The sequence below is a fragment of the Ruminococcus bicirculans (ex Wegman et al. 2014) genome, from assembly GCF_000723465.1.
GTDB lineage: Bacteria > Bacillota > Clostridia > Oscillospirales > Ruminococcaceae > Hominimerdicola > Hominimerdicola aceti.
In genome coordinates, this window is sequence record NZ_HF545616.1 from 154095 (window position 1) to 180192 (window position 26098).

General features: G+C 44.9%; 18 protein-coding genes, 3 tRNA genes and 3 rRNA genes. 17 read left to right on the plus strand and 7 right to left on the minus strand.

Features of this window, described 5'->3' with window-relative positions:
- Positions 1 to 159 precede the first annotated feature (159 nt).
- Entirely contained in the window at positions 160 to 1158 is a 999-nt protein-coding gene (locus RBI_RS00640) for a glycoside hydrolase family 130 protein (protein ID WP_022288676.1), read from the plus strand.
- Between the two features lie 168 nt (positions 1159 to 1326).
- Here RBI_RS00640 and RBI_RS00645 read toward each other — a convergent pair whose 3' ends face one another.
- Positions 1327 to 1821, minus strand: a complete 495-nt coding sequence (locus tag RBI_RS00645) for a hypothetical protein (protein WP_038670290.1) — start codon at positions 1819 to 1821, stop codon at positions 1327 to 1329.
- 13 nt (positions 1822 to 1834) lie between these two features.
- The gene (locus tag RBI_RS00650) at positions 1835 to 2653 is read right to left on the minus strand and encodes an AraC family transcriptional regulator (RefSeq protein WP_038670292.1); all 819 of its coding nucleotides are present in this window, start codon (positions 2651 to 2653) and stop codon (positions 1835 to 1837) included.
- A gap of 225 nt (positions 2654 to 2878) precedes the next feature.
- Between RBI_RS00650 and glmU the strand changes: the two genes are divergently transcribed.
- A complete protein-coding gene (gene glmU, locus RBI_RS00655) occupies positions 2879 to 4306 on the plus strand; it encodes a bifunctional UDP-N-acetylglucosamine diphosphorylase/glucosamine-1-phosphate N-acetyltransferase GlmU (protein ID WP_038670295.1) in 1428 nt (475 codons plus the stop codon).
- 47 nt (positions 4307 to 4353) lie between these two features.
- Here the strand turns inward: glmU and RBI_RS00660 are convergent, their stop codons facing one another.
- Positions 4354 to 4569, minus strand: a complete 216-nt coding sequence (locus RBI_RS00660; protein ID WP_022288672.1) for a helix-turn-helix domain-containing protein — start codon at positions 4567 to 4569, stop codon at positions 4354 to 4356.
- Positions 4570 to 4707: 138 nt separating this feature from the next.
- Between RBI_RS00660 and RBI_RS00665 the strand changes: the two genes are divergently transcribed.
- From RBI_RS00665 to RBI_RS00715, 10 genes are all read left to right on the plus strand, one after another.
- Positions 4708 to 5268 carry a DUF6591 domain-containing protein gene (locus RBI_RS00665; protein ID WP_038670297.1) on the plus strand — a complete coding sequence of 187 codons (561 nt, stop codon included), beginning with the start codon at positions 4708 to 4710 and terminating at the stop codon, positions 5266 to 5268.
- A gap of 31 nt (positions 5269 to 5299) precedes the next feature.
- Positions 5300 to 5854, plus strand: coding sequence for a hypothetical protein (locus RBI_RS00670; protein WP_038670298.1), 555 nt, complete (start codon positions 5300 to 5302; stop codon positions 5852 to 5854).
- A 138-nt stretch (positions 5855 to 5992) separates the two neighbouring features.
- Positions 5993 to 6616: an aminoacyl-tRNA hydrolase gene (pth, locus tag RBI_RS00675; RefSeq protein WP_038670301.1), complete on the plus strand. Its 624-nt coding sequence runs from the start codon at positions 5993 to 5995 to the stop codon at positions 6614 to 6616.
- A gap of 25 nt (positions 6617 to 6641) precedes the next feature.
- On the plus strand, positions 6642 to 10097 hold the full coding sequence (gene mfd / locus RBI_RS00680; RefSeq protein WP_038670302.1) for a transcription-repair coupling factor: 3456 nt from the start codon (positions 6642 to 6644) through the stop codon (positions 10095 to 10097).
- A 706-nt stretch (positions 10098 to 10803) separates the two neighbouring features.
- Positions 10804 to 12315: ribosomal RNA gene (locus RBI_RS00690) — 16S ribosomal RNA — on the plus strand.
- A 146-nt stretch (positions 12316 to 12461) separates the two neighbouring features.
- Positions 12462 to 12537 (plus strand) — tRNA-Ala (locus tag RBI_RS00695).
- A gap of 49 nt (positions 12538 to 12586) precedes the next feature.
- A tRNA-Ile gene (locus RBI_RS00700) sits at positions 12587 to 12663 on the plus strand.
- Positions 12664 to 12822: 159 nt separating this feature from the next.
- Positions 12823 to 15659, plus strand: a 23S ribosomal RNA gene (locus RBI_RS00705).
- Positions 15660 to 15733: 74 nt separating this feature from the next.
- Positions 15734 to 15850: ribosomal RNA gene (rrf, locus tag RBI_RS00710) — 5S ribosomal RNA — on the plus strand.
- The 16S, 23S and 5S rRNA genes sit together here with 3 tRNA genes alongside, the layout of an rRNA operon.
- Positions 15851 to 15895: 45 nt before the next feature.
- A tRNA-Asn gene (locus RBI_RS00715) sits at positions 15896 to 15971 on the plus strand.
- Between the two features lie 265 nt (positions 15972 to 16236).
- Here the strand turns inward: RBI_RS00715 and RBI_RS00720 are convergent.
- Together RBI_RS00720 and RBI_RS00725 are read right to left on the minus strand one after the other, a co-directional pair.
- Positions 16237 to 16983 carry a GNAT family N-acetyltransferase gene (locus RBI_RS00720; RefSeq protein WP_242843650.1) on the minus strand — a complete coding sequence of 249 codons (747 nt, stop codon included), beginning with the start codon at positions 16981 to 16983 and terminating at the stop codon, positions 16237 to 16239.
- Positions 16946 to 17701: a tRNA threonylcarbamoyladenosine dehydratase gene (locus RBI_RS00725; RefSeq protein WP_022287125.1), complete on the minus strand. Its 756-nt coding sequence runs from the start codon at positions 17699 to 17701 to the stop codon at positions 16946 to 16948. The genes RBI_RS00720 and RBI_RS00725 overlap by 38 nt, the downstream gene beginning before the upstream one ends.
- 226 nt (positions 17702 to 17927) lie before the next feature.
- Here RBI_RS00725 and RBI_RS00730 point away from each other — a divergent pair, with 226 nt between their 5' ends.
- A complete protein-coding gene (locus RBI_RS00730; protein WP_038670307.1) occupies positions 17928 to 20078 on the plus strand; it encodes a Tex family protein in 2151 nt (716 codons plus the stop codon).
- Positions 20079 to 20298: 220 nt separating this feature from the next.
- Entirely contained in the window at positions 20299 to 21024 is a 726-nt protein-coding gene (locus tag RBI_RS00735) for a LytR/AlgR family response regulator transcription factor (RefSeq protein ID WP_038670309.1), read from the plus strand.
- 166 nt (positions 21025 to 21190) lie between these two features.
- Here RBI_RS00735 and RBI_RS14860 read toward each other — a convergent pair whose 3' ends face one another.
- Positions 21191 to 21448 carry a hypothetical protein gene (locus tag RBI_RS14860; RefSeq protein ID WP_147343129.1) on the minus strand — a complete coding sequence of 86 codons (258 nt, stop codon included), beginning with the start codon at positions 21446 to 21448 and terminating at the stop codon, positions 21191 to 21193.
- A 19-nt stretch (positions 21449 to 21467) separates the two neighbouring features.
- On the opposite strand from RBI_RS14860, the gene RBI_RS00740 reads away from it, so the two are divergent.
- The 3 genes from RBI_RS00740 to RBI_RS15325 all read left to right on the plus strand — a co-directional run bounded on the left by RBI_RS00740 (position 21468) and on the right by RBI_RS15325 (position 23189).
- Positions 21468 to 22349, plus strand: coding sequence for a sensor histidine kinase (locus RBI_RS00740; RefSeq protein WP_158455018.1), 882 nt, complete (start codon positions 21468 to 21470; stop codon positions 22347 to 22349).
- Between the two features lie 155 nt (positions 22350 to 22504).
- Positions 22505 to 23068, plus strand: coding sequence for an accessory gene regulator B family protein (locus tag RBI_RS00745; RefSeq protein ID WP_158455021.1), 564 nt, complete (start codon positions 22505 to 22507; stop codon positions 23066 to 23068).
- A complete protein-coding gene (locus RBI_RS15325) occupies positions 23055 to 23189 on the plus strand; it encodes a hypothetical protein (RefSeq protein WP_256320430.1) in 135 nt (44 codons plus the stop codon). Before RBI_RS00745 ends, RBI_RS15325 begins: the two co-directional genes overlap by 14 nt.
- Positions 23190 to 23728: 539 nt before the next feature.
- Here the strand turns inward: RBI_RS15325 and RBI_RS15060 are convergent.
- Positions 23729 to 26062 carry an InlB B-repeat-containing protein gene (locus tag RBI_RS15060; RefSeq protein WP_178086257.1) on the minus strand — a complete coding sequence of 778 codons (2334 nt, stop codon included), beginning with the start codon at positions 26060 to 26062 and terminating at the stop codon, positions 23729 to 23731.
- Positions 26063 to 26098 lie beyond the last annotated feature (36 nt).

Below are 26098 nucleotides of genomic sequence, written 5' to 3' on the forward strand. Positions count from 1 at the left end.
TAATAACAGCGGCATTTTACCGATAAGGTAAGCCGAATGATATCGCCTTGAATAAGCGGGAAAAGTTTCGCATTTCTATTCGGGGGAAGAATAAAAACAAGGGCATGACCTGACGGTCAGCCTCAGTATTTTTTTATATTATGAAAGGTGGATTTTAACATGAGCGTTAAAGTAATCAACGGACAGGCTATCCCAAATATGCCTTGGCAGGATAAGCCGGCTGACTGCAATGAAGTGATCTGGAGAGATAACAGAAACCCTATCATTCCTAGAAATCTTCTTCCTACATCAAACTCTATCTTCAACAGTGCGGTAGTTCCTTTCGAGGGCAAGTTCGCAGGCGTATTCCGTGTTGACGATAAGGAAAGAAACATGGCTCTCCATGCTGGTTTCTCTGAGGACGGTATTCACTGGAACATCAACCCTACAAGAATTATGTTCGAGCAGGCTGAAAAGTCTACAGAAGAAGTAAATCAGTGGGGCTACGGCTATGACCCAAGAGTATGCTTCATCGAAGACAGATATTGGGTAACATGGTGTAATGCATACGGCTGGAAGCCAACTATCGGCGTAGGCTATACATATGATTTCAAGACATTCTATCAGTGCGAGAACGCATTCCTCCCATTCAACAGAAACGGCGTACTCTTCCCAAGAAAGATCGACGGCAAGTATGTAATGTTCTCAAGACCTTCTGACTCAGGTCACACACCATTCGGTGATATGTACATTTCACAGTCACCTGACATGAAGTACTGGGGCGAGCACAGACACGTTATGGGACCTCTCAAGGGCTGGGAGTCCAAGAAGATCGGTGCAGGTCCTATTCCAATAGAGACAGACGAGGGCTGGCTCTGCTTCTATCACGGTGTTCTTGAGTCTTGCAACGGCTTTGTATACAGCTTCTCAGCTTGCATCCTTGACAAGGAGCAGCCATGGAAAGTTAAGTACAGATGCGGCGAGTATCTCATCAACCCAAGAGAGATCTATGAGTGCGTAGGCGATGTTCAGAACGTAACATTCCCATGCGCAACACTTTGCGACGCTGAGACAGGCAGAATTGCTATTTACTACGGCTGTGCTGACACTTGCGTAGGTCTTGCTTACACAACTGTTGACGCTGTTGTTGACTATGTAAAGAGCCATTCTTCTATCTAATTTGGTGATTTGATAGACTAACAGAATAGTTTACAAAAGAGCAGAACTTCGGTTTTGCTCTTTTTTGTTGTTAGGACATAAAAAAGACGGCTTTGAAAGCCGTCTTTTGAATTATAACAAATAGATGCGTAGTACATATAGACGATGTATTTGTGCAGTGGCAATGGTCTATATTTTTTCAGGTGCGTCCTTTTCGTATTCGGCGAATTGCTTTTCCATATCGGCTTCGCTTTCGCCAACTGAGCGCAGTATCTCCTTGAGAAATACTCTGTCCTCAGGCTCTCCTGAAAGCTTTGCACTGTGCTTTTCATAGAAGTATCTCATTTTAAGCACGCTGATAGGGGAAAGCTCCTGCTTTTCTGCGGCTTCGTATGCAGAGTTCACGTCTGTGATGAAAAAGCCCATGCTGTATTCAGGAGCCTCCTCGCATGTAGCTTTAAGCATATCTGCTATAAGATCTTCACGGACGTACACCACTCTGCCTGCAGAGTGGAGCATTCGCATTGTGCTGTTGTAGTCTGATACCCTGAGTGTTTTAAGCTCATCACGGCTCAGACCCAGCCATGAAAGGGCAACGGCTGCTGCAGCCTCAGTATTGGTTTCATGCAAAGCTTTGACCTTATCCTCTATCTGAGAAAAGGAATAGATATATTTTTGTTTCATATTTATCGCCACCTTACGCCTTTATCTTCCTGTATTCAGCAGGCGAAATATTCTCGTGCTTTTTGAATACAACATAAAAATACGAGCTGTCGCTGAAGCCTGTTTCCGAAGCTATCTCCGCAACTGTCTTTGAGGAGTAGGTAAGAAGCTCCTTTGCGTGGCTTATGCGCACTGTGTTTAAATATTCCATTGGTCTTATGCTGAAATTTTTCTTGAAAAGTCTGCAAAGGTGCTGTTCTGATACCCCTGCCACAGCCGCCATATCTGCGAGCTTTATAGGCTTTGAATAATTCTCCTCAGTGTATTTCATGACCTTTGCGACGGCTTCGGAATTTACACGGCTCTTGTATGGGAACTTATCGTCCGAAAGCTTGCGGTATTCAAGAAGCATATCGTAAAGCTGTGCAGAGGCATAATAGTTGCCGTATGCCTTGTCGCTTTTTATGGTGTAATATGCGCTGTCAAAAAGCTTGTGCATACGCTCTGCGCCGCAGTTTAAGAAAACATGAAATTTGTTAAGATCCCATTCTTTCAGCAGTTCGAGAGCCTGTTTGCCGTCAAAGCAAACCCAGTCAAGATACCATGAATGAGTCGTGGCTCTATATTCGTGGGGACAGTGCGGTGGTATATAGAAAATGCTGTCAGGCATTATTTTTACGGTCTTGCCGTCTACCGTTACCTCACCCTCGCCCTCAAGACAGACGAAAAGCTGAGGATAATCATAGCCCTCCGGTCTGCTGACAGGAAACTGCCAGCAGCTCACGCCTATGCCGATGATATAAAATGGCAGAGCTTTTTCAGTTCCTATAACAGGATAGAATTGTTTCTGCATATATTTTCCCCCATATCTGAAGCAGAAAAAACTGCAATATATGAACATGATAACTACACATTTTATTATAGCAGTGTCGCAATATGTTGTCAAGCAAAAGAATAAATTGCGATAAAATATGAACCAACTGTTGACTTTTTATCCCAACCGTATTATAATAATAAGGAAATGGTGCGAAAGTGCCAAGTCTTATTTTGTGGGACGTATCTGAAAGGAATTTGTATTATGGAGAACAATGTTATTATTCTTGCCGGCGGACAGGGCAAGAGAATGAAGACCAATATGCCAAAGGCTTTGTGCAATGTTATCGGTGAGCCTATGCTGGAGTGGGTGCTGACAGCCTGCGAAAATGCAGAGCTTGACGATATCTGCGTTGTAAAAGGCTACGAGGGTCAGCAGATAGAGGATTATCTTGCAGCGAGAAAGTCAAAGGCTAAAATCTGCACTGTTATGCAGGAAGAGCGACTTGGCACAGGTCATGCTGTTATGCAGGCGGCTGATTTCCTTAAAGCTCACGCTGAGGGAAACACACTTATACTTTGCGGCGACGCTCCTTTTATCGACGCAGAAACTATCAAGGGTGCGCTGGAGCTTCATACTGAAAAGGACTGCGGCGTAACTGTTGTTACATCAAGAGTTGAGAACCCTACAGGCTACGGCAGAATAATCCGCACTGAGAATGGCATTTCAGGAATAGTTGAGCACAAGGACTGCACACCTATGCAGCTTGCTATCACTGAGATAAACTCAGGCTGTTACTGGTTCAAGACGGCTGATCTGCTGGAAGTTCTTTTCGACATCAAGCCAGAGAACGCTCAGGGCGAGTATTATCTTACAGACTGCATCGAGCTGCTTATTGCAAAGGGCAAAAAGGCTGACGCATTTATTTCGGCAAATCCTCATGTTGCGCTTGGTGCAAATGACAGACGTGGTCTGCTTGCACTCAATGATATCGCAAGATATGAGATAATAGGAAAGTGGCTTGACGAGGGTATCGAGTTCTGCTGCACAGACGGTGTTTCTATCGGAAACAATGTTACTATCGGTCATGGAACAAAGATACACAGCGGAGTTATCCTCAGAGGAAACACCACTATCGGTGAAAACTGCAATATCGGCAACAACTGCATAATAGAGAACACAACTGTAGGAAACGGCGTAAACCTCAACAATGTTCAGGCTTACGAGTCTGTTATCGAGGACGACGTTAAGATAGGGCCTTATGTTCAGCTCAGACCTAATTCACACATCAAAAAGGGTGCGAAGATAGGCGACTTTGTGGAGATAAAGAACTCAACTATCGGTGAATACACAGCGGTGGCACATCTTACATACATCGGCGATTCTGACGTCGGCTCAAATGTAAACTTCGGCTGTGGCGTTGTAACAGTAAACTACAACGGCGACAAGAAGTTCAGAACTGTTATCGAGGACAATGCTTTTATCGGCTGTAACACAAACCTTGTTGCACCTGTAAGAGTTGGCAAGGGCGCATACACAGCGGCAGGCTCAACTATCACAACTGATATCCCTGACAACGCACTTGCTATCGAGCGTGGCAGAGAGACTATCAAAGAGGGCTACGCTGAGAAGAAGCTCAAGGCGAGAACAGAAAAGTTCGAGGCTATCCACGGCAAGTCTGAGGAGAAGTAATATACCCAAATATAAGCAAGACCCTGTCTTTTGTAAGGCAGGGTCTTTTATTTGTTTAGCTTTTTGTTGTTTGTCCTGCCGAGGATATAGTCGGTGGAAACGCCATAGAAGTCTGCTAGGATAAGGAGGTGTTCCACGGGGATAGTTCTTGCACCACGCTCATATCTTGAATACACTGTCTGACTTGTAAAAAGTATTTCGGCTATTTGCGTTTGGTTCATGTCGCTATCTTCTCTTAGATCCCTTAATCTCTGGAAATACATAAAAATACTCCTTGCTTTTTGTATAAATTGTAGAAAGTGATTTTAGTACCTATTGGTACTATTGACTTTACCATATTTTTGTGCTATGCTATACATATTAAAACCGAATGGTCTTAAAAGTGCGGAGGTATAATAATCATGAGAAAAAAAGAGAAAAAAGGCATTGGCTGTGGAGGCATTATAATTATCATTATTGGGTTGGCTATCTTAGCGGCTTTGATAGTTCTAATTACAGACAAAGATGATAACAAGAATAATTCTGAGAGTTCAAATAATTCGTATTTTGCAGATGAAAATATTACAGATAGTTTTGACAACAGTATAATTTCCAAATCAGAAGATGATATTGAAAGCAAGGCAACAGATGATAAGAATGATTTGAAAATTGGGTCTGATGAGGAAAAGGATAGTAAGTCTGAAAAAACAGATTTAATAAGACCTGAGTTCAAGGAAGCCATTGATAGTTATGTTGAATTTTTTGATGAGTATGCTGAATTTATGAAAAAATACAATAATTCTAATGACGCTATATCTATGCTTAATGATTACACGGATTATATGAAAAAATATTCTGAAACAATGGAAAAGTTCAGTAAACTTGAATCAGAAGAAATGAACGATGCAGAAACAGCGTATTATATTGATGCGTCTGCAAAAATATCAAAGAAATTACTTGAAGTATCACAATCAATATCATAAAAAGTTCAGAACGAAAAATTGAGGGTTTATTATGAAAGAAAAAAACAAACTGTTTATACCATATGTTATAACTTTGATAGGCACAATAATGATGATTTTGTTGCTTGTATTGCCTTTTACTACAGCTACTGACGAATATGCTGAAAGGCTTGATAGGTTTGCTGATACAGAAGTATATAAAGGTCTTAGCTTGACTTGTGCAGATGTAAAAAATGTAAGCCTTGTTGATTATGCAAGAATATACGTTGCTGTCGGGGAAAACTTTTGGAAAAATGAGTATGCTGGTTGGATTTATGCAGGTCTAATTGCTGCTATATGCTTATTTTCTTTGATAGCGGTAATAAAAGCTATTCGAAAAAAGCCTATAGGTATCATAATATCAACGATTTTTACGGTGATAACCGTTGCTATTTTTAATTGGGATCTTAGTGCAAGACACGTTGTGCAGAATGAAAATTATGTTTGGGGCGTTGCACATTATTGTTATTATATTATTCCAATTATAATAATTGTAGGTTCAATATGGCTTTTTATAAAGAAAAGACAGCTAAATAAAGATATAAGCAATTCTCCCTTGCAATCCTGAAAAAATTATGCTATAATAAAGCCGACAGTAAAATGTCGGCTTTTGTTTATACCCCGTCTTGCATAAAGACGGGGTTATTGTGCGTGGATAGAATAAGCTGTCGGGGCTGACATATTATAAAAGATAGGAGAATTTACAATGGATATATTTGAGAAATTAAAGAAATTGTCTGCCGAGAGGGAAACGGCTATGGGCAAGCCTGAGTATATTATCGTGGGTCTTGGAAACCCCGGTGTGGCTTATGAGAATACACGCCATAACGCAGGCTTTCTGGCGGTGGCGGCTATGGAAAAGAAATACGGATTTACGGTGAATACGCATAAGTTCAAGGCTCTTGTGGGACGTGCCGTTATAGGCGGAAAAAGCTGTCTTGTCATGAAGCCTGAAACTTTCATGAACAATAGCGGTGAGGCTGTCAGCGACGCTATGGATTTTTATGATATACCGCTTGAAAATGTTGTCGTGGTCTATGACGATATTTCACTTGACGTGGGCAAAATGAGGATATGCAGAAATGGTTCGGCTGGCGGTCATAACGGCATAAAAAGCATTATTGCACTGTGCGGCGGTCAGGATTTCCCAAGGGTAAAAATAGGCGTGGGCAAAAAGCCTCACCCTGATTACAACTTGGCTGACTGGGTGCTTTCAAGATTCACTGACGAGGAAATGAAAAAGCTTTCTGATGTGGATAAAAACACCTGCGAGGCTGTGGAGCTTATGGTGCAGGGCAAGATAAACGAGGCTATGAACAAGTTCAATTAAGCATATTTTTTCGGAGAACAGCAAGATGAATATTTTTTACGAAATGGCGAGCCGTCTTGGCTTTTATAAAGATGTGAAAAACTGCCTGCTCAAAGGGTTTACCCCTTGTGCGGTCACGGGCGTTTCAAATATACACAAGGCTCAGACCGCAATGGCTCTAAGCAGGCTTTCCCCTTGCCTTGTTATATGCGACGATGAAGCGTCAGCCATTAGAATGACAGGGGATATAAACGAAATGGCTGGGGAACAGCTTGCCTGCGTTTTTCCTGCAAAGGATCTGAACTTTGCATACATGGAGGGCGTTTCAAGAGAATATGAGCATAAAAGGCTGGAGGCTCTTTCTCTCATCACTCAGGGCAAGTGCAAGATAATCGCCGCAAGTATGGAAGCTTGCTTGCAGGGAACTATTCCGCAGGATAAGCTGAAAGAGTTTTCCTTTGAGATAAAAACAGGGGGCGAACTGAGTCTTGAGGAGCTTACAAGCAAGCTTCTTGCAGGCGGTTATACAAGAACAGATCAGGTGGAGGGTCAGGCGCAGTTTTCTGTGAGAGGCTCTATCGCCGATATATTTCCTGTGCAGGAGTCACGCCCTGTGAGAATAGAGCTTTGGGGCGACGAGGTTGACTCTATATCATATTTTGACCCCGAAAGCCAAAGACGTACCGACCCTATAGACGAGATAACGGTTTTCCCTGCCTTGGAGATAATTTTCCCTGACACTGATGACCTTGTGGCAAAGCTTGAAGCCTTGTCGAAGTCTGTCCGTGGAAGCCGTACCGATAAGATAAGAACGAATATTTCAAGGGATATAGAAACGGCTCAGAGCGGTATCACGCTCACAAATCTTGATAAGTATTATACTGTGTGCTATGACAAACTCACAACAGTGTTTGATTACTTTGAGAGCGGTGTTTGCCTTGTGTCGGAGTATACGAACTGTATCGAAAAGGGCAAGGCGGCTCTTGCTCAGCTTTCAGAGGATATGAAGCTTCTTTATGAGGACGGCATACTTTTCAGAAAGTTGGAGGGCTTTTATCTTGATATACCACAAGCGGAACTAAAAATAACACAAATGAAGTCGGTGTTTCTTGACAGTTTTATGCGTTCAAATAACGGTGTGAAGTTCAAAAAGCTTATCAATACCGACTGCCGACAAACGGCGGCTTGGGGCGGTAATATCATCAATCTTGAAGAAGAACTGAAAAATCTCTGCTCTCAGGGGTATTGTACTGTTGTGCTGGCAGGCTCGGAAAAGACGCTTCCTATTATAAATAAAGACCTTAATGATGCTGGCATCTCTGCGGAGATCCTCACTGAGGACAGCGAGATAATAAAGGGTAAAGTATACCTGCGCACGGGCTGTCTGTCAGGTGGCTTTGATTATCCTGACATAGGCTGTGCGGCTATCACTCAGATGAAAGCCATGAGTGCAAAGAAGCGTAAATCCCATCACAAGGCAGGAGAAGAGATAAAAAGCCTGTCGGATATACAGACAGGCGATCTTGTTGTTCACGCTATGTACGGAATAGGCAGATTTTCAGGAATAAAAAATATAGAAACGAACGGTGTAACAAAGGATTATATCACCATAAAATATGCAGGTACGGACGTGCTTTATGTGCCTGTTACTCAGCTTGACCTTGTGTCAAGATATATAGGTCCTAGAGATGACGGGGCAGTGAAGCTTAATAAGCTCAACTCTATGGAGTGGACTAAGACACGAAACAAGGTAAAGTCTGCCGTAAAGGATATGGCGGAGGAGCTTACAAAGCTTTATGCTCAAAGACAAATGGCAAAGGGTTTTGCTTTTTCCCCTGACAACGATTGGCAGGCGGATTTTGAGGAGCGTTTCGACTATCAGGAAACCGACGATCAGTTAAGATCTATACAGGAGATAAAGACGGATATGGAAAAGCCGTCCCCAATGGACAGACTTCTTTGCGGAGATGTGGGCTTCGGCAAAACGGAGGTGGCTCTCCGTGCGGCGTTCAAGTGTATGCTCGATAACAAGCAGGTGGCTATACTTGTGCCAACAACTGTTCTTGCATGGCAGCATTATCAGACGGCGATAAAAAGATTTGAGCATTTCCCCGTGAAGGTGGAGCTTTTGTCGAGGTTTAGAAAACCAAAGGAGCAACAGCAGATAATAAGAGAGCTGAACCGTGGCACTATCGACCTTATCATAGGCACGCACAGGCTTGTGCAGAAAGACGTTAAGTTCAAGGACTTGGGTCTTGTTATCATAGACGAGGAACAGCGTTTTGGTGTTGCCCATAAGGAAAAGTTCAAGGAAACTTTCAAGGGCGTTGATGTGCTTACACTTTCGGCTACCCCGATACCAAGAACGCTTAACATGGCAATGAGCGGTATCAGAGATATGTCGGTCATAGAGGAGCCACCTATGGACAGACACCCTGTTCAGACCTATGTTATAGAGCATAATATGGGCGTTATAGCGCAGGCCATAAGCAAGGAGCTGCGACGTGGCGGTCAGGTGTATTATATCCACAACAGGGTGGAAACTATCATGATGACCGCAAATAAGCTTCAGGAAATGCTACCTGACGCAAGGATAGCGTTCGCACACGGACAAATGCCCGAGGAGGAGTTGTCGGAAATATGGCGGCAGCTTTGCGACAGAGAAATAGATATCCTTGTCTGCACCACCATAATCGAAACGGGTGTTGACGTGCCGAATGTAAATACACTTATAATAGAGGACGCTGACAGATTGGGACTTTCACAGCTTTATCAGCTCCGTGGACGTGTGGGAAGATCAAACCGCCGTGCTTTTGCGTACTTCACTTTCAGACGTGGCAAGGTACTCACGGAGGTAGCGGCAAAAAGGCTAGACGCAATAAGAGAGTTCACGCAGTTCGGTTCAGGCTTCAGGATAGCGTTGCGTGACCTTGAGATAAGAGGTGCAGGCTCGATACTCAGCGGTAAACAGCATGGACATATGGAAGCTGTGGGATATGATATGTATCTGCGACTTCTAAATGAGGCTATAGCTGAACAAAAGGGCGAGGCTCTGCCACCGTCACCTGAGGATTGTTTGGTGGATATATCCATAGACGCATTTATACCTGACCATTATATAGAAAATCTGTCACAGAGGATAGACTGCTATAGGAAGATAGCTTCCATAGGCAATGAGGAGGATTCCAGGGACGTTATCGACGAGCTTATAGATAGATACGGTGACCCACCGAAATCAGTGCTGGGATTGGTGAACGTTGCACTTACGAGAAATACTGCTTCAAAGCTTGGCATAAAAGAAATAACACAAAGAGGTGATAAGGTGCTGTTCTTTGTTAAAACCGCAGAGGTGGAGCAGATACAAGCGTTGTATGGAGCTTATAAGAATAGGATCAGGTTTTTTGACGGAGATAAGCCGTATTTTGCAGTGACATTGGAGAAAAAGCAGAAAGCTGCAGAATTAATGGCGGAAACGGTAAGATTAATGAGGAATGAGAAGTGAGGAATGGCGGAGCCATACCGAGTAAATCATTAACACAAAATAGAGGAAACACCGAGCAAAGTGACAACTGAGCGACGCTCAGTTGTCACTTTTTGTATCAAAAGAACAAAAGAGCAAAGCAAAATGGACAAAAAGAGATAAGAAAAGGGAAATAAAGTGTAAAAAAAGCAGAAAGCGAAAAAAGGGGTTGACAAAATGGCATAAAAGTGATAAAATAAACAAGTCGCCTCGAGAGAGAGCGATAAAGGAAGAAGCGAAACGAAGGTAAAAGGTTCGGGAGAACAGCAGAGACCGAAGGAGTAGCTCAAAAAGAACTCAACAAAAGAGTTCAAACGAATTCATAAAGAATTCACAAAGAAAAGTCTTGACAAAGCTTAGCTAATATGATATAATAGATAAGCTGATTTAAGACAGCACATTAGAAAACACGAAAAGATCGAAAGTCAAAAAACTTTTTTGAAAAAACTTCAGAAAAGGGGTTGACAAAAGATAAAAAGTGTGATATAATGTAAAAGTTGCACGACACAAAAGAGTGTAACGAAACAGCATCTTGAAAATTGAACAAAGACGAATAGTACGAAACCCTTGAGAGATTCTTTTGAGAAAAAGAATTAAAGGTCTAACATAAAGACGTAAAAGAAATGTACGTTCAGTGAAGTGAACTGAAACAGGATAACAAGAGCAGAGATGCTTTTGATATACAACTTTGATTAAGAGTTTGATCCTGGCTCAGGACGAACGCTGGCGGCACGCTTAACACATGCAAGTCGAACGAGAGAAGAGGAGCTTGCTTTTCTGATCTAGTGGCGGACGGGTGAGTAACACGTGAGCAATCTGCCTTTCAGAGGGGGATACCGATTGGAAACGATCGTTAATACCGCATAACATAATTGAACCGCATGATTTGATTATCAAAGATTTATCGCTGAAAGATGAGCTCGCGTCTGATTAGCTAGTTGGTAAGGTAACGGCTTACCAAGGCGACGATCAGTAGCCGGACTGAGAGGTTGATCGGCCACATTGGGACTGAGACACGGCCCAGACTCCTACGGGAGGCAGCAGTGGGGAATATTGCACAATGGAGGAAACTCTGATGCAGCGATGCCGCGTGAGGGAAGAAGGTTTTAGGATTGTAAACCTCTGTCTTCAGGGACGAAAAAAGACGGTACCTGAGGAGGAAGCTCCGGCTAACTACGTGCCAGCAGCCGCGGTAATACGTAGGGAGCGAGCGTTGTCCGGAATTACTGGGTGTAAAGGGAGCGTAGGCGGGATCGCAAGTCAGATGTGAAAACTATGGGCTTAACCCATAAACTGCATTTGAAACTGTGGTTCTTGAGTGAAGTAGAGGTAAGCGGAATTCCTAGTGTAGCGGTGAAATGCGTAGATATTAGGAGGAACATCAGTGGCGAAGGCGGCTTACTGGGCTTTAACTGACGCTGAGGCTCGAAAGCGTGGGGAGCAAACAGGATTAGATACCCTGGTAGTCCACGCCGTAAACGATGATTACTAGGTGTGGGGGGACTGACCCCTTCCGTGCCGCAGCAAACGCAATAAGTAATCCACCTGGGGAGTACGACCGCAAGGTTGAAACTCAAAGGAATTGACGGGGGCCCGCACAAGCAGTGGAGTATGTGGATTAATTCGAAGCAACGCGAAGAACCTTACCAGGTCTTGACATCGTATGCATAGCTCAGAGATGAGTGAAATCTCTTCGGAGACATATAGACAGGTGGTGCATGGTTGTCGTCAGCTCGTGTCGTGAGATGTTGGGTTAAGTCCCGCAACGAGCGCAACCCTTACTGTTAGTTGCTACGCAAGAGCACTCTAGCAGGACTGCCGTTGACAAAACGGAGGAAGGTGGGGATGACGTCAAATCATCATGCCCCTTATGACCTGGGCCTCACACGTACTACAATGGCTGTCAACAGAGGGAAGCAAAGCCGCGAGGTGGAGCGAACCCCTAAAAGCAGTCTTAGTTCGGATTGTAGGCTGCAACCCGCCTACATGAAGTCGGAATTGCTAGTAATCGCAGATCAGCATGCTGCGGTGAATACGTTCCCGGGCCTTGTACACACCGCCCGTCACGCCATGGGAGTCGGTAACACCCGAAGCCTGTAGTCTAACCGCAAGGAGGACGCAGTCGAAGGTGGGATTGATGACTGGGGTGAAGTCGTAACAAGGTAGCCGTATCGGAAGGTGCGGCTGGATCACCTCCTTTCTATGGAGAACGGAGAAGTAAAAAAACTTCTCATAAACAAATTCTCCGGTCAGCAAAGGTTTAAGAAAGTAGTTTTTGTTCAATTTTGAGGATGCTGGAAACAGTATCTTTAAAACAGCACAATGGAGTACCTAGTCCCTGCATATGGGGGTGTAGCTCAGCTGGGAGAGCACCTGCTTTGCAAGCAGGGGGTCAGGAGTTCGATTCTCCTCATCTCCACCAAGGGACGAAGGAAGACGAACAGCTTGAGTGCCGTTATGTAAAGCATAATGGGCGCATAGCTCAGGTGGTTAGAGCGCACGCCTGATAAGCGTGAGGTCGGTGGTTCGAGTCCACTTGTGCCCACCAGCAAGAGAGATCTTGCAAGGAACGAAACTTGAAAATTGAATAATGAAAAGCAAAAGTAATGCAAATGAGGAAAAATGAACGACAATAACGAAAGTTAAAGTCGGGTAAAAAACCTGCAATTAGCATAAAAATTAAGAGGATTAGACATAATTCAAAAATGGTTAAGCTAAGAAGAGCGTAGGGAGAATGCCTTGGCATTAGGAGCCGATGAAGGACGTGATAAGCTGCGATAAGCTGCGGGGATCAGCAAGTATGAATTGATCCGCAGATTTCCGAATGGAGCAATCCGTATGTGTATGCACATACATCATATACTGAATCAAATAGGTATATGAGGGGAACCGCCTGAACTGAAACATCTAAGTAGGGCGAGGAAAAGAAATCAACCGAGATTCTGTGAGTAGTGGCGAGCGAAAGCGGAAGAGGCTAAACCATAGGTAGCAATACTTATGGGGTTTCGGACAGCATTTAGCATTGATAATTTCTAGTTGAAACGTGTGGGAAAACGTACCGAAGAGTGTGAGAGTCACGTAAGCGAAAGAGAAAGTCAGCGAGCTGTATCCAAAGTACCGCGGGACACGTGAAACCCCGTGGGAAGATGGGGGGACCATCCTCCAAGCCTAAATACTACCTAATGACCGATAGCGAATAGTACTGTGAAGGAACGGTGAAAAGAACCCCGGGAGGGGAGTGAAAAAGAACCTGAAACCCTATGCTTACAAGCACCGAGAGCACGTCAAAGTGTGATCGGGTACCTTTTGTAGAATGGTCCGGCGAGTTATTGTATGCGGCAAGGTTAAGTGCTTAAGGCACGGAGCCGAAGCGAGAGCAAGTCTGAATAGGGCGAAAAAGTCGTATGCAATAGACCCGAAACCGAGTGACCTATCCATGTCCAGGCTGAAGTGGAGGTAAAACTCCATGGAGGGCCGAACACACGTCCGTTGAAAAGGCCGGTGATGAGGTGTGGATAGCGGAGAAATTCCAATCGAACTCGGATATAGCTGGTTCTCTCCGAAATAGCTTTAGGGCTAGCCTCGTGAAAGATTACTGGAGGTAAAGCACTGAATGGGCTAGGGGTCGAAAGATTACTGAACCCTATCAAACTAAGAATGCCAGATAATTGATTCACGGGAGTCAGACAATGTGAGATAAGTCTCATTGTCAAAAGGGAAACAGCCCAGACCCACAGCTAAGGTCCCTAAACATTGTTAAGTGGAAAAGGATGTGGGGTTGCATAAACAACCAGGATGTTGGCTTAGAAGCAGCCACTCATTAAAAGAGTGCGTAATAGCTCACTGGTCGAGTGACCCTGCGCCGAAAATTCAACGGGGCTAAACAATGTACCGAAGCTTGGGATTCTAAAGTAATTTAGAGTGGTAGGAGAGCGTCGAATAAGGGGTGAAGTCAGAGCGGAAGCGCTGGTGGACTTTATTCGAGTGAGAATGCCGGAATGAGTAGCGAGAATTATGTGAGAATCATAATGGCCGAAAATCTAAGGTTTCCTGAGGAAGGTTCGTCCGCTCAGGGTAAGCCGGGGGCTAAGGCGAGGCGGAGACGCGTAGCCGATGCACATACGGTTGAAATTCCGTAGCCACCGAAAGATTTAAGTACAGGGACGCTTTAGAAGTGATGTTGCCGGGCGATGGTTGACCCGGTCGTAAGGGATCGAAAATGAGTAGAGAAGTCATCATGGAAAGAGACAAGAAAAGCTGTATGAATATCTTAGGTGCCCGTACCGCAAACCGACACAGGTAGATAGGAAGAAGATTCTAAGGCCAACGGGAGAAGGGTTGTTAAGGAACTCGGCAAGTTGACCCCGTAACTTAGGGATAAGGGGTGCTCAAGTGATTGAGCCGCAGAGAATAGGCCCAGGCGACTGTTTAGCAAAAACACAGGTCTCTGCTAAATCGAAAGATGACGTATAGGGGCTGACACCTGCCCGGTGCCGGAAGGTTAAGAGGAGATGTGAGAGCATTGAATTGAAGCCCCGGTAAACGGCGGCCGTAACTATAACGGTCCTAAGGTAGCGAAATTCCTTGTCAGGTAAGTTCTGACCCGCACGAAAGGTGTAACGATCTGGGCACTGTCTCAACAACCCGCCCGGCGAAATTGTAGTACCGGTGAAGATGCCGGTTACCCGCGACTAGACGGAAAGACCCCATGGAGCTTTACTGTAGCCTAATATTGGATTTCGGTATTTCACGTACAGGATAGGTGGGAGACTGGGAAGCACAGGCGTCAGCTTGTGTGGAGTCGACCTTGGGATACCACTCTTGGAGTGCTGGAATTCTAACCTGCGGCTTTGAAGCAAGTCGGGGGACATTGTTAGGTGGGCAGTTTGACTGGGGCGGTCGCCTCCTAAAGAGTAACGGAGGCGCTCAAAGGTTCGCTCTGCATGGATGGAAACCATGCGTCAGAGTGTAAACGCAAAAGCGAGCCTAACTGCGAGAATGACGGTTCGAGCAGTAACGAAAGTTGGAGTTAGTGATCCGGCGGTATGTGAATGGAAATGCCGTCGCTCAACGGATAAAAGCTACCCTGGGGATAACAGGCTGATCTCCCCCAAGAGTCCACATCGACGGGGAGGTTTGGCACCTCGATGTCGGCTCATCGCATCCTGGGGCTGAATTCGGTCCCAAGGGTTTGGCTGTTCGCCAATTAAAGCGGTACGCGAGCTGGGTTCAGAACGTCGTGAGACAGTTCGGTCCCTATCTGTCGTGGGCGTAGGATATTTGCAAGGAGCTGTCCCTAGTACGAGAGGACCGGGATGGACGCACCTCTGGTGCACCAGTTGTCACGCCAGTGGCACAGCTGGGCAGCTATGTGCGGAACGGATAAACGCTGAAGGCATCTAAGCGTGAAGCCGCCCTTAAGATAAGATATCCCTTCTGTTTACAGAGTAAGACCCCTTGAAGACTACAAGGTTGATAGGCTCAAAGTGTAAGCACGGTGACGTGTTTAGCTAGCGAGTACTAATCGGTCGAGGGCTTAACCTTATTGGTTATGACTACTCCTTTTAACCAACAGCTTTTTCATTATTCAATTTTGAGGATTCGTTCCTCTTCACTTAGTCGGTGGCGTTTGAGTTGAGGTCACACCTGTTCCCATGCCGAACACAGTAGTTAAGCTCTTCTTCGCCGAAAATACTTGGATGGTAACGTCCCGGTAAGATAGGGTGCTGCCGACACCTTACTAAACAGAGAAGATAATATTCTTCTCTGTTTAGTCATATTCCTCCTTAGCTCAGTCGGTAGAGCATTCGGCTGTTAACCGAAGGGTCGTTGGTTCGAGTCCAACAGGGGGAGCCAGAGAGCTGTAGCTTTTGCTATGGCTCTTTTTTGTATATATGTTTTTGTGTCAACGAAAGCAGTTAGAGTGTAATGTTCGCCTTTAATCGTTTATTTATGCCTTTTCTCGGCTTAACTACAAGAGTAGTTTATATATGTATGGAAGTAGGGCTTCCGTATGCTTACTTTGATGTAAGTGTACGAAAGCACTGTTTGTCTAAAAAAACACAGCACACGTTATGAGTGCTGCGATAAATAATCTGCTCGATAAATTGGAATTTAACGTTTATTCGAAGATTAAAGTTTCCCGATGAGAAAAAACCAATTTGATATTTTTCTTTGAATTCATCAACAACATTAAAGTACCTTGTTCTTTTGTTCCCATTTGTGTTGTCATAGCCAAAGAACGATATGGTTTAAAGCCGCATTTTTCCTGAACTCTTTTAGAGCGTTCATTAAAGTTATAATAACCGCAAAGCAGAAAATCATAATCCAATTCATTGAACAAATAATCTATTACTGCATTTACAGCTTCGGGTACAAGCCCGTTTCCCCAATAGTCTTTACTCAAAACATAACCTAATTCTCTGCCGTAGTAATCCTTGAATTCTGTTAAAGCATCTTCTAACCCATACTTTTCTATGCCAACAGTACCGATTACTTTATTGTTTTCCTTCAAGCAAATTGCAAATACTTTATCATTGCTGATAAATGAATTCATAATACTCTGAGATTCGGCAATACTTTCATGGTGTTTCCAGCCTGCCATCTCACCAACGCCTTCGACGGACGCATATTCATAAAAATCTTCCAAATCGGTTTGTCTGAATGGTCTAAGAATGAGCCTTTCTGTTTCTATCACTTTTCCGTTTATTCTGAAATCAGCGTTCATATTTTCACCTACTACATTAAATTCCGATTTGTCGAGCAGATCACCCGACCAAATTCCAAAACCATTATACCACAGCTGATCAATGGTTCGTCCCTTGTTTGTATTATTTCTTAGCCAGATCTTTAATAACTTCTCCTGCAACGATAAGCCCCACCACTGACGGAACAAATGCCGTTGAGCCTGGAATATCACGGCGCACTGTGCATTTTCTTGCCGTACCAGGAGGACAAATACAGTCCTGACGGCATGAAATAGCCATATCTTCTATCGGTCTGATAGGCTGTTCCTCTGAGTAAACAACTTTAAGCGACTTTATGCCTGCCTTTTTAAGCTCTCGTCGCATGACTTTTGCAAGTGGGCAGACCTTTGTCTGATAAATGTCCGCCACACGGAATGCTGTAGGGTCAAGCTTGTTGCCTGCACCCATTGAGGATATAACAGGTACTCCTGCGACGTCTGCTCGCTTTATTATCTCCAGCTTGCCTGTAACAGTGTCAATGGCATCGATAATGTAATCATACTGAGTAAAATCAAACTGATCCGCTGTGTCAGGCATATAAAAACACTTGTATGTGTTTACCTTTATGTCAGGGCAGATGTCGTGAACACGCTCCTCCGCCACGTCTACCTTGTATTTTCCTACTGTTTTTCTTGTGGCAATTATCTGACGATTGATGTTGGTCAGACACACTTTGTCATCATCTATAAGGTCAAGCTCGCCTACACCGCTTCGTGCAAGGGCTTCAACTGCATATCCGCCTACACCGCCTATGCCGAAAATCGCAACCCTGCTGTTGCTGAGCTTTTCCATTGCTTCTTTGCCGAATAAAAGCTCGGTTCTTGAAAACTGATTTAGCATATAAACACTCCTGAATACTGTTTTATTCTTCTATGATATCATATCTATGCCCTTTTTTCAAGTGCATTTTTGTCTGCTTTTATTAATTTTCTGATTGATCCTATATGTATTATATAATATCTTTGTTTCGGTTTTCGACCGCATTTTCGTTGCGTTTTTATCAAAAATGTGCTATAATATTATATGTGATAATACGCAAAAAGTAATAAAAAGGATTGGTAAAAACATGGACATTAACAAGACCCTTGCGGAAGAATTTAAGCTCAGACAGGAGCAGATAGACAACACTGTTGCACTCCTTGATGACGATAAAACTATACCGTTTATTGCACGATACAGAAAAGAGCTTACAGGCTCGTTGGACGATCAGGTGCTTAGAGAGATCGCTGACAGGCTCACTTACCTGAGAAATCTCGAAAAACGTAAAGGCGAGATAATCTCTTCTATCACTGAGCAGGAGAAAATGACAGACGAGATAATGTCTGCTATCGAAAATGCAAAGACCCTTGTGGAGGTGGAGGATATCTACAGACCTTTCAAGCCGAAACGTAAAACAAGGGCTTCGGTGGCAAGAGAAAAGGGGCTTGAACCACTGGCTGAACTTATCCTGACCCAGGATAAGAAATGCGACCCGCAGGTCGAGGGGTCAAAATTTATCAACGAGGACAAGGGCGTAAAGTCTGCGGACGAAGCTTTGCAGGGTGCAATGGACATAATCGCAGAGGATATCTCTGATGACGCTGACCTGAGAAAATACATAAGAACGCTGTTTTCGCAGATAGGCGTGATAAGCTCAAAAGCGTCTGACGAGAATGCCGAGTCGGTGTATGAGAATTATTACGACTATGCCGAGGCTGTGGGAAAGATAGCAGGTCACAGAGTTTTGGCTTTGGATAGAGGCGAAAAAGAGGGCGTTCTGAAAGTATCAGTGAATGTCCCAGAGGGCGCAGGGGAGAGAGCCTGCGTGTCAAGATATGTGAAAAATAAGTCAGAGTGCGGACAGCTTGTTACGGCTGCTTGTGAGGACGGCTATAAAAGACTTATTTATCCGTCCATAGAGCGTGAGATAAGGGCGGAGCTTTCGGCAAACGCTCAGGAGGGGGCAATAAAGGTGTTCTCCTCAAATCTCAGACAGCTTCTTATGCAGCCGCCTGTTAAAGACACTGTTACCCTTGGTCTTGACCCAGGATATGCTCACGGTTGTAAGACCGCTGTAGTGGACGCTACGGGCAAGGTGCTTGACACTGCGATAATCTACATTACTCCGCCAAGAAAGGATACAGAGCGTGCTAAGCGTATTCTGACGGGCTTTATAAAGAAATATGGCGTTACGACTATCTCCATAGGCAATGGCACAGCTTCAAGAGAAACGGAGCAGTTCACAGCGGAGCTTATCAAAGAAATTCCGCAGAAAGTTTCTTACATGGTGGTGTCTGAGGCAGGCGCTTCCGTTTACTCCGCTTCCAAGCTTGCGGCTGAGGAGTTTCCTGAGTATGACGTTTCACTTCGTTCGGCAGTATCAATAGCACGCCGTTTGCAGGACCCTCTTGCAGAGCTTGTAAAGATAGACCCAAAGGCAATAGGTGTTGGACAGTATCAGCATGATATGCCAAAGGCGAGAATGGACGAGGCTTTAAAGGGCGTTGTTGAGGACTGCGTAAACTCAGTAGGCGTTGACCTTAATACGGCTTCATACTCATTGTTGTCATACATATCGGGCATAAATATGACAGTTGCAAAGAATATTGTTTCCTACCGTGAGGAAAACGGTGCTTTCACAGAGAGAAAGCAGCTTATGAAAGTGCCAAAGCTTGGAGCAAAGGCATTTGAGCAGTGCGCAGGCTTTTTGAGAGTGCGTGGCGGAAAAAATCCGCTGGATAACACGGCTGTTCACCCTGAGTCATACAAGGCAGCACAGGCGCTTATTGACAGGTGCGGGCTGAGCCTTGCGGACATGGGCGATGTAAAGCAGATAGCTGAGAAAGTCAATGCAATGGGCATGAAGAAGCTTGCCACAGATATCGGCATTGGTGCTCCGACGTTAAAGGACATAGTAGGGGAGCTTGAAAAGCCGGGTCGTGACCCTCGTGACGAGCTTCCTCCACCGCTTATGAGAAGCGGCGACATCATGGAGCTTAAAGACCTGAAACCGGGCATGGAGCTTATGGGCACTGTAAGAAACGTTATAGACTTCGGAGCGTTCGTTGATATCGGTGTTCATGAGGACGGACTTGTACACATTTCTCAGATGTGCGACAGATATATAAAGCACCCTCTTGAGGTCGTAAAGGTCGGTGAGGTAGTTAAGGTTTGGGTACTTAACGTTGACCTGAAGAAAAAGCGTATTTCGCTTACTATGAAAAAGCCTAAGGTGTAGGGATCCAAAACGAAATAAGTTGGAAAAGTCCTAAATAAGTGGGACGTTGGTCTTACACTTTTGCGGCAGACTGAAGGGCTGTTAGAACAGCCCTTTTTTGTTTGCCACCGGGTGTGGTCTTGACGCAGGGAGCTGTGAAACGCCTTATGGCTTGACCTTACGGTATAATTATGGTAATATAAAATCGTACATAGACTATGTTATAAAAGGACGTGAAAAAATGCGGATCGCAGTTTGTGATGATAATGCTGTTTTTCTTCAGTTTTTTAAATCTATGCTGGCAAATGAACTTGAATCAAGGTCGGTCAAGGCTGAAATAGAAACGTTTACCAAAGCTGAGAGCTTTTTTTACTGCCATGGTAAAAAGCCTTTTGCGGCTATATTTCTTGACCTTGATATGCCTGAAATGACCGGTTTTGAAGTCGCGCGGCAGCTAGGTCAGAATGGTAATTGCTTTGTGATCTTTGTGACAAGTCATCAGGAACTGGTTTATGGCAGCTTTAATTTCAGACCGCTGAATTTTATCTGCAAAGATCCTGACGCTGATGTTATGAAGGATAGGCTCCATATGGTAGCAGGACAGTTGACGGACGCACTGAAGCAGGAAAAGACAGTGGTTTTGGAGAATAGGGAGCAGGGAAGGATCTCTGTAAAGCTTCGAGATGTAACTTATATAGAGAGCAATAGCCACAGCATCATATATCATTTTGCAAATAATAAGGATACTATTGCAGTCAGAGATAGCATTGGCGAGATAGAAGAAGCTTATCGTAAATTTGATTTTATACGGGTGCATAAAAAATATATCGTCAATCTGAAATATGTTTTTAACATAAGCCGTTCAAATGAAACAGTGATCTTCAAAAGCGGTTCAGAGCTTCCCATGAGCCGAGGATATAAGAATGCAGTTGACGACGCTTTGACTGAATATCTGAGGAGAAAGTGATGACTATTACATTGTGGACGATATTTGAGATCTTGATAAACTTTTATCAGGGCGGTCTGGAAACATGGTTTATATATAAATTTCTTACGCCAAGATCTTATGAAAGGGCTAAGATATGGGCTGTTATATTTGCCGTTTGTGAAGGCTGTCTGGTCACTGCTTTTAATTATTTCACTGTATTTGAGGGCTTTGGAAGTGCTTTGTACTGGGCAAGTCTGCTTGTTTTTGCGTTTTGCTTTTTTAGTGACAATGCAGTAAAGAAATTTCTTTCCATATCCCTCTCGCAGGTTGCGATCTTGTTGATAACGTCATTGGAACTAAATGCTGTATCGTCATTTTTTAAAATATCCCTCAGGAAGCTTGTGGTCGAACAAAGCTTGCTTAGATCTGTGACGCTTATAATGATCCAGATCTCTATATTCATTGTATTTAGATTAATACTGATGGCCTTTAAACATACAGATGATTATACGGCTTCAGATTGGGTTACGATAATTGCAGTGCTTATTATTTCGTTTTTCCTCGTTATGGTAATACATGAACTGTCCCTTTCGGCAGACGATGGCCATAGGCTGTATATAAATCTGTCATATATGCTTGTCTTTGTTCTTAATATACTTATATTCTGGATAATAAATTCTTTGATAAAAAAGAATCGGAAGCTCAAGGAAATGGAGATAGTCAAACTAAGAGAGCAGTATCTTGAGCAGTTTATCGGAAATGCCGAGTCGCAATATGACGCCATGAGAAAACTAAGGCATGATATAAAAGACAAATATGAAACGGTCAATGAACTGTTGAAAGTCCAAAAAATAGATGAAACGAGAAAATTTATCTCAGAAAGCTTTGACCTTATCGAGAAGTCGGAGTCCTATGTTAAAACGAAAAATAATATTGTAAATGCTATCGTTAACGCAAAGCTTACGATGGCTTCTTCCTTGGGGATAAAAATATCATGTATAACAGTTTCAGATTTTGAGGGAATAAAGGGAACTGACCTTTGCGATCTGTTGAGCAACACGTTGGAGAATGCTATAACGGCATGCAAGGAAATAGCCGACGACGCAAATAAATTTCTGTATCTGAAGATCGACCGAGAAACGGATACATATACGTTTTTGATAAAAAATTCAATAGATCATTCTGTTATGGATAGTAATCCAAGGCTTACGACCACAAAGGCTGATAAAAAACAGCATGGTCTGGGGACCTCAATAATCAGAGAGATAGCAAGAAAATATAATGGCAGATGCGATTTCTATGAGTCGGAGGGAATGTTTTGCTGTCAGGTAACACTGATGGCAGATACAACGGTCCTGAACTAATTGTTCTGGACCGTTGCTGCATTTCGTGACAAAAACCTGCAACTCATTCCAAAAAGCTTGACATATTGCTGTTATTCTAGTAAAATTCAAATTAGGGTAAGACAAAAGCGAGGCGGTAGTTTATGGATCTTGTTGTATCGGGTATACTTAATTTTTTGACCGAGCAGGAAGCTATCGGCAAAGCAGATGAGGTACAGGATTTTTATCGGTATGGCATAGAAATAACTATTTCATCAATGTTAAACATTGTGCTTGTATTGCTTATGGGAGCATTGACAGGGCATTTGCTGGAAAGCGTAATATATTTGGCAGTGTTTATTGCTGTCAGGGTTATTACCGGAGGGTATCATGCAGATACATATTTCAGATGCAATCTGCTGATGTGTTCAACATTTATTGCTACAGCTTTTCTTAATGACAAGGTATGCGGATATATAAATATATGGGTGATAGCTGCCTTTGTGGTGTTTGAAGAGATAATAGCTTTTGTATTCTGCCCTGTGGAGAACAAAAATAAGCCTATAGAAAAAGATAAAAAGCCAAAGTTCAAAGCGATGGGAATGATAGTTTTTCTGTTGCTTGATCTGTTTGGCGGGGCGATTATCAATAGATATCAGATGGTTGGATCTATGATCCTGTTAACAAATCTATTAATTGCAGTTTTAATAATATCAGCGAAGATCAAAGAAAAGAGGTGTGATAAGAATGAGATCATTTAAGAAATTGCTTGCCAGCCTTATTGCCAGAGCAACTAAGAGAATGGGTATAGCTGCCTGCGGATGTGCATCAATGTATGGTGGCTATCAAACTAAAGAGCCAAAAAACATTTACAAGAATTAAGCGTAAAGCTACAAGAATTACGATAAGCATTACAAAGTCTTTATCATTTCCCCTTTAAATCTTGTGATACTTGTAAATGAGGTAACATTGGCAGGAAAATAACTTCCTGCTGGTGTTACCGTTTTTTTATTTGTAGTGAGTTCAAGCTTTTGACAGTGAGTAGATTTGCTTTTAGACACAAAAAAATTACGCCCTACAAAAGGATGCGCTGTACTATTCGGTTTTCAAAGAACGGGCGGAGGCTATAGAGAAAGCCCCCTCACTTTCCATGTTGAAAAGTTGAGGGGGCTACAACCAAGTTTTTTAATTTTCTAAAAGATTTTTGAGCTTTGCTCTGATTTTTGTCGAAGGCATAAAGAAAGAGCGCCGGAGATTGCCGTCCCCGTTCGGCTGGGGATACATGGTCAGAATGTGGGTGTCGCTTGCCGCCTTTCGGAAAGGGACTTGCTGGCAAGCTCGCTTTCAGGAAAATAGGCGGTGGCGGAATGATCCGTCACCGCCTATTGTGTTTAGGCTATTTTGATTTCGGAAGCGTCGGCTTATTTAACCTCGGATTCCTTTCTCTTTTTGCCGCTTACGCCCAGCAGAGTCAGAACGCCGCACAGAGCAGCCAGCCAACCGATGTGGTTGCTGCTGTCACCGGTCTGAGGACACTTGGTGGAGTCGTCATTTCCTGGCTTATTGGTGTTATTACCACTGCTGCCTGTATTGCTTGTGTTGCCGCCGTCGGGAAGCTTGTCGATGACCGTATTCTCGCTGCGCTTGGCGCTGCAAACGGTGCATTCCTCGTGCTTGATGCCGGTGGCCTCCTTGGTAGCGGCCTTGTCGATCATCCACTGGAAGCTGTGTGCTGCCGTGTCGGCCTTGTCGCCGCACTCGCACTCATGCCAGTGGTTGGTGCCGTCATACTTCCACTCTGTACTGTAGCTGTGGGTATGATTGCTGCCTGTTGCGGGGATCGGTGCGGTTTCAAGAACCTTCTTGCAGACGGTGCATTCCTTATGCTTAGTGCCGTCGGCGGTTTCGGTAGCTGCTGTGTCAACGATCCACTCGCTGGCGCTGTGAGCCGCAATATTGGCCTTATCGCCGCACTCGCACTCATGCCAGTGATCGGTGTCGTCATACTTCCACTCGGTGCCGTAGCTGTGGGTATGGCTTGGAGGCGCATCCTTATAGGTGGCCTCGAGCTTCACATCATTGCCGGGCATGGTGAAGGTGGTAGTCGCCTTGGTGGCGTCTGCCAGAGTGACATTGCCTTCCAGCACGACCCACTTGTCAAAGACCTTGCCTGCCTCCGGTGCGTCCGCCGTAACGGTCACAACGGTGTTCTGCGCGATCTTGTCCGTGATGAGTGTTCCTGCGGCAACGGAGGCCGTGCCCTTGATGACCGTGACCGTGAACTCGGTCGCAGCGGAGCTTCTGACGAACCTTGTCTCGCCGCAGTCGGCGCGCTGGCAGGTGTAGAGAATTCCTTCGCTCTTGCCCTGTTTTGCAGGTTTGCCGCCGTCCCAGTCGTGGCTGAGCTTATTAACGACATGACCGTAGCGGATAATCTGTCCGCAGCCGGCTGTGCACTGCTGGTCGCCGCTATAGCCTGAGGTGGTGCATCCTGGCTTAACCTCATTGATCAGCTTGTAGTTATCGGCAATTTCGTGGAGGGACGGGGTTGAGACGCCCTTCTGCGCGATCCTGTCGCACGATGTGCAGTACTGGCTGCCGGAATAGCCCCTCTCTGTACAGGTCGCCGTTCTTACATCCCGCAGTTCAAGGGGACCGCTATGCTTGAAGTCGCCGGTCTCGCCCTTTACGGTGCCGCCGCAAGCCGTGCAGCGGTAGTCGCCCTCATAGGCGCGGTGCCGACAGTCGCCCGATTTGGCGTTATAGCGTTTTCCACCATGGCTCGCGTCTGTGGTTGCCGAGTTGGCCGTGCCGTAGTAGTACAGCGGCTGCAGTGGACCGGTATGACCGGCGTTTGCAGGTGGGTAGATATCCGAACCGGCACTGATGACATGGCCGCAGTCTGCGCAGGCGGTGTCGCCGGTGTAGCCCTTACGGTCGCAGATCTGCTCCTTCGCATTGAGCACCGTGGTGCCGCCGCTGTGGTCACAGCCTGCATAGACAGGCTCAAAGAAGAAACTGCCGCCGCCGGGGGCACCCATGGCGCTGAACTCTGGGATCGTGCAGCCCCACTCAAGGGCGGAGCCGTTGGTCACCAGTTTGAACTGGGACTTCGCCTCGTTGGCACTCCAATTTTTATGAACCGGTGCAGTGCTGTCAGACACGTTGTATTCGCGGAGATACTCCACCTTCCAGCCGATGGCTTTCTGACCGGTTCTCTCCTCGGGATAAAGCTTGATCTTGTCGCCGGGCTTGACGATCATACGGGTTGCCCGACCGTTTTTCACCGTCACAAGGGCGGTGTCCTTTGTCCAATGATCGGTTCCTTCGTCATCATCCTTGTCGATTTTTGTCTTTGTGTACTCGCAAATGCTGCATTCAGCCTCCATGCCGCCATTGCTGCCTGTGGTATCGGGGTTTTCGACCACATTCCAGCGGCCCCAACTATGTGGAACCATGATGAATTCCTCGCAGCCGGGAACCTTGCACTTTTCGGGGTGGGCATAGTCAGATTCAATGATGAGCTCCTCCACCGTCTTGGTCGAGCCGCCGATGTTGAAGGTATACTCATAGATACTGTCGAAGCCGGTGCAGTCCCAGTTCCAGCCGTAATCATGGACATGGCTCTTCACAGGAACTATATAGTCGCAGACGGAACATCTGAGCACATCGACTCTGCCGCCGCCCACTGCGTCATAGCTTCTGTCAAACACAAAGGTATGCGGGAAGATGCGCTCCTTGGAGCCGGTGGTCATATAATGCGCTTCGTAAGAGCCTGCTTCAAACAGGCA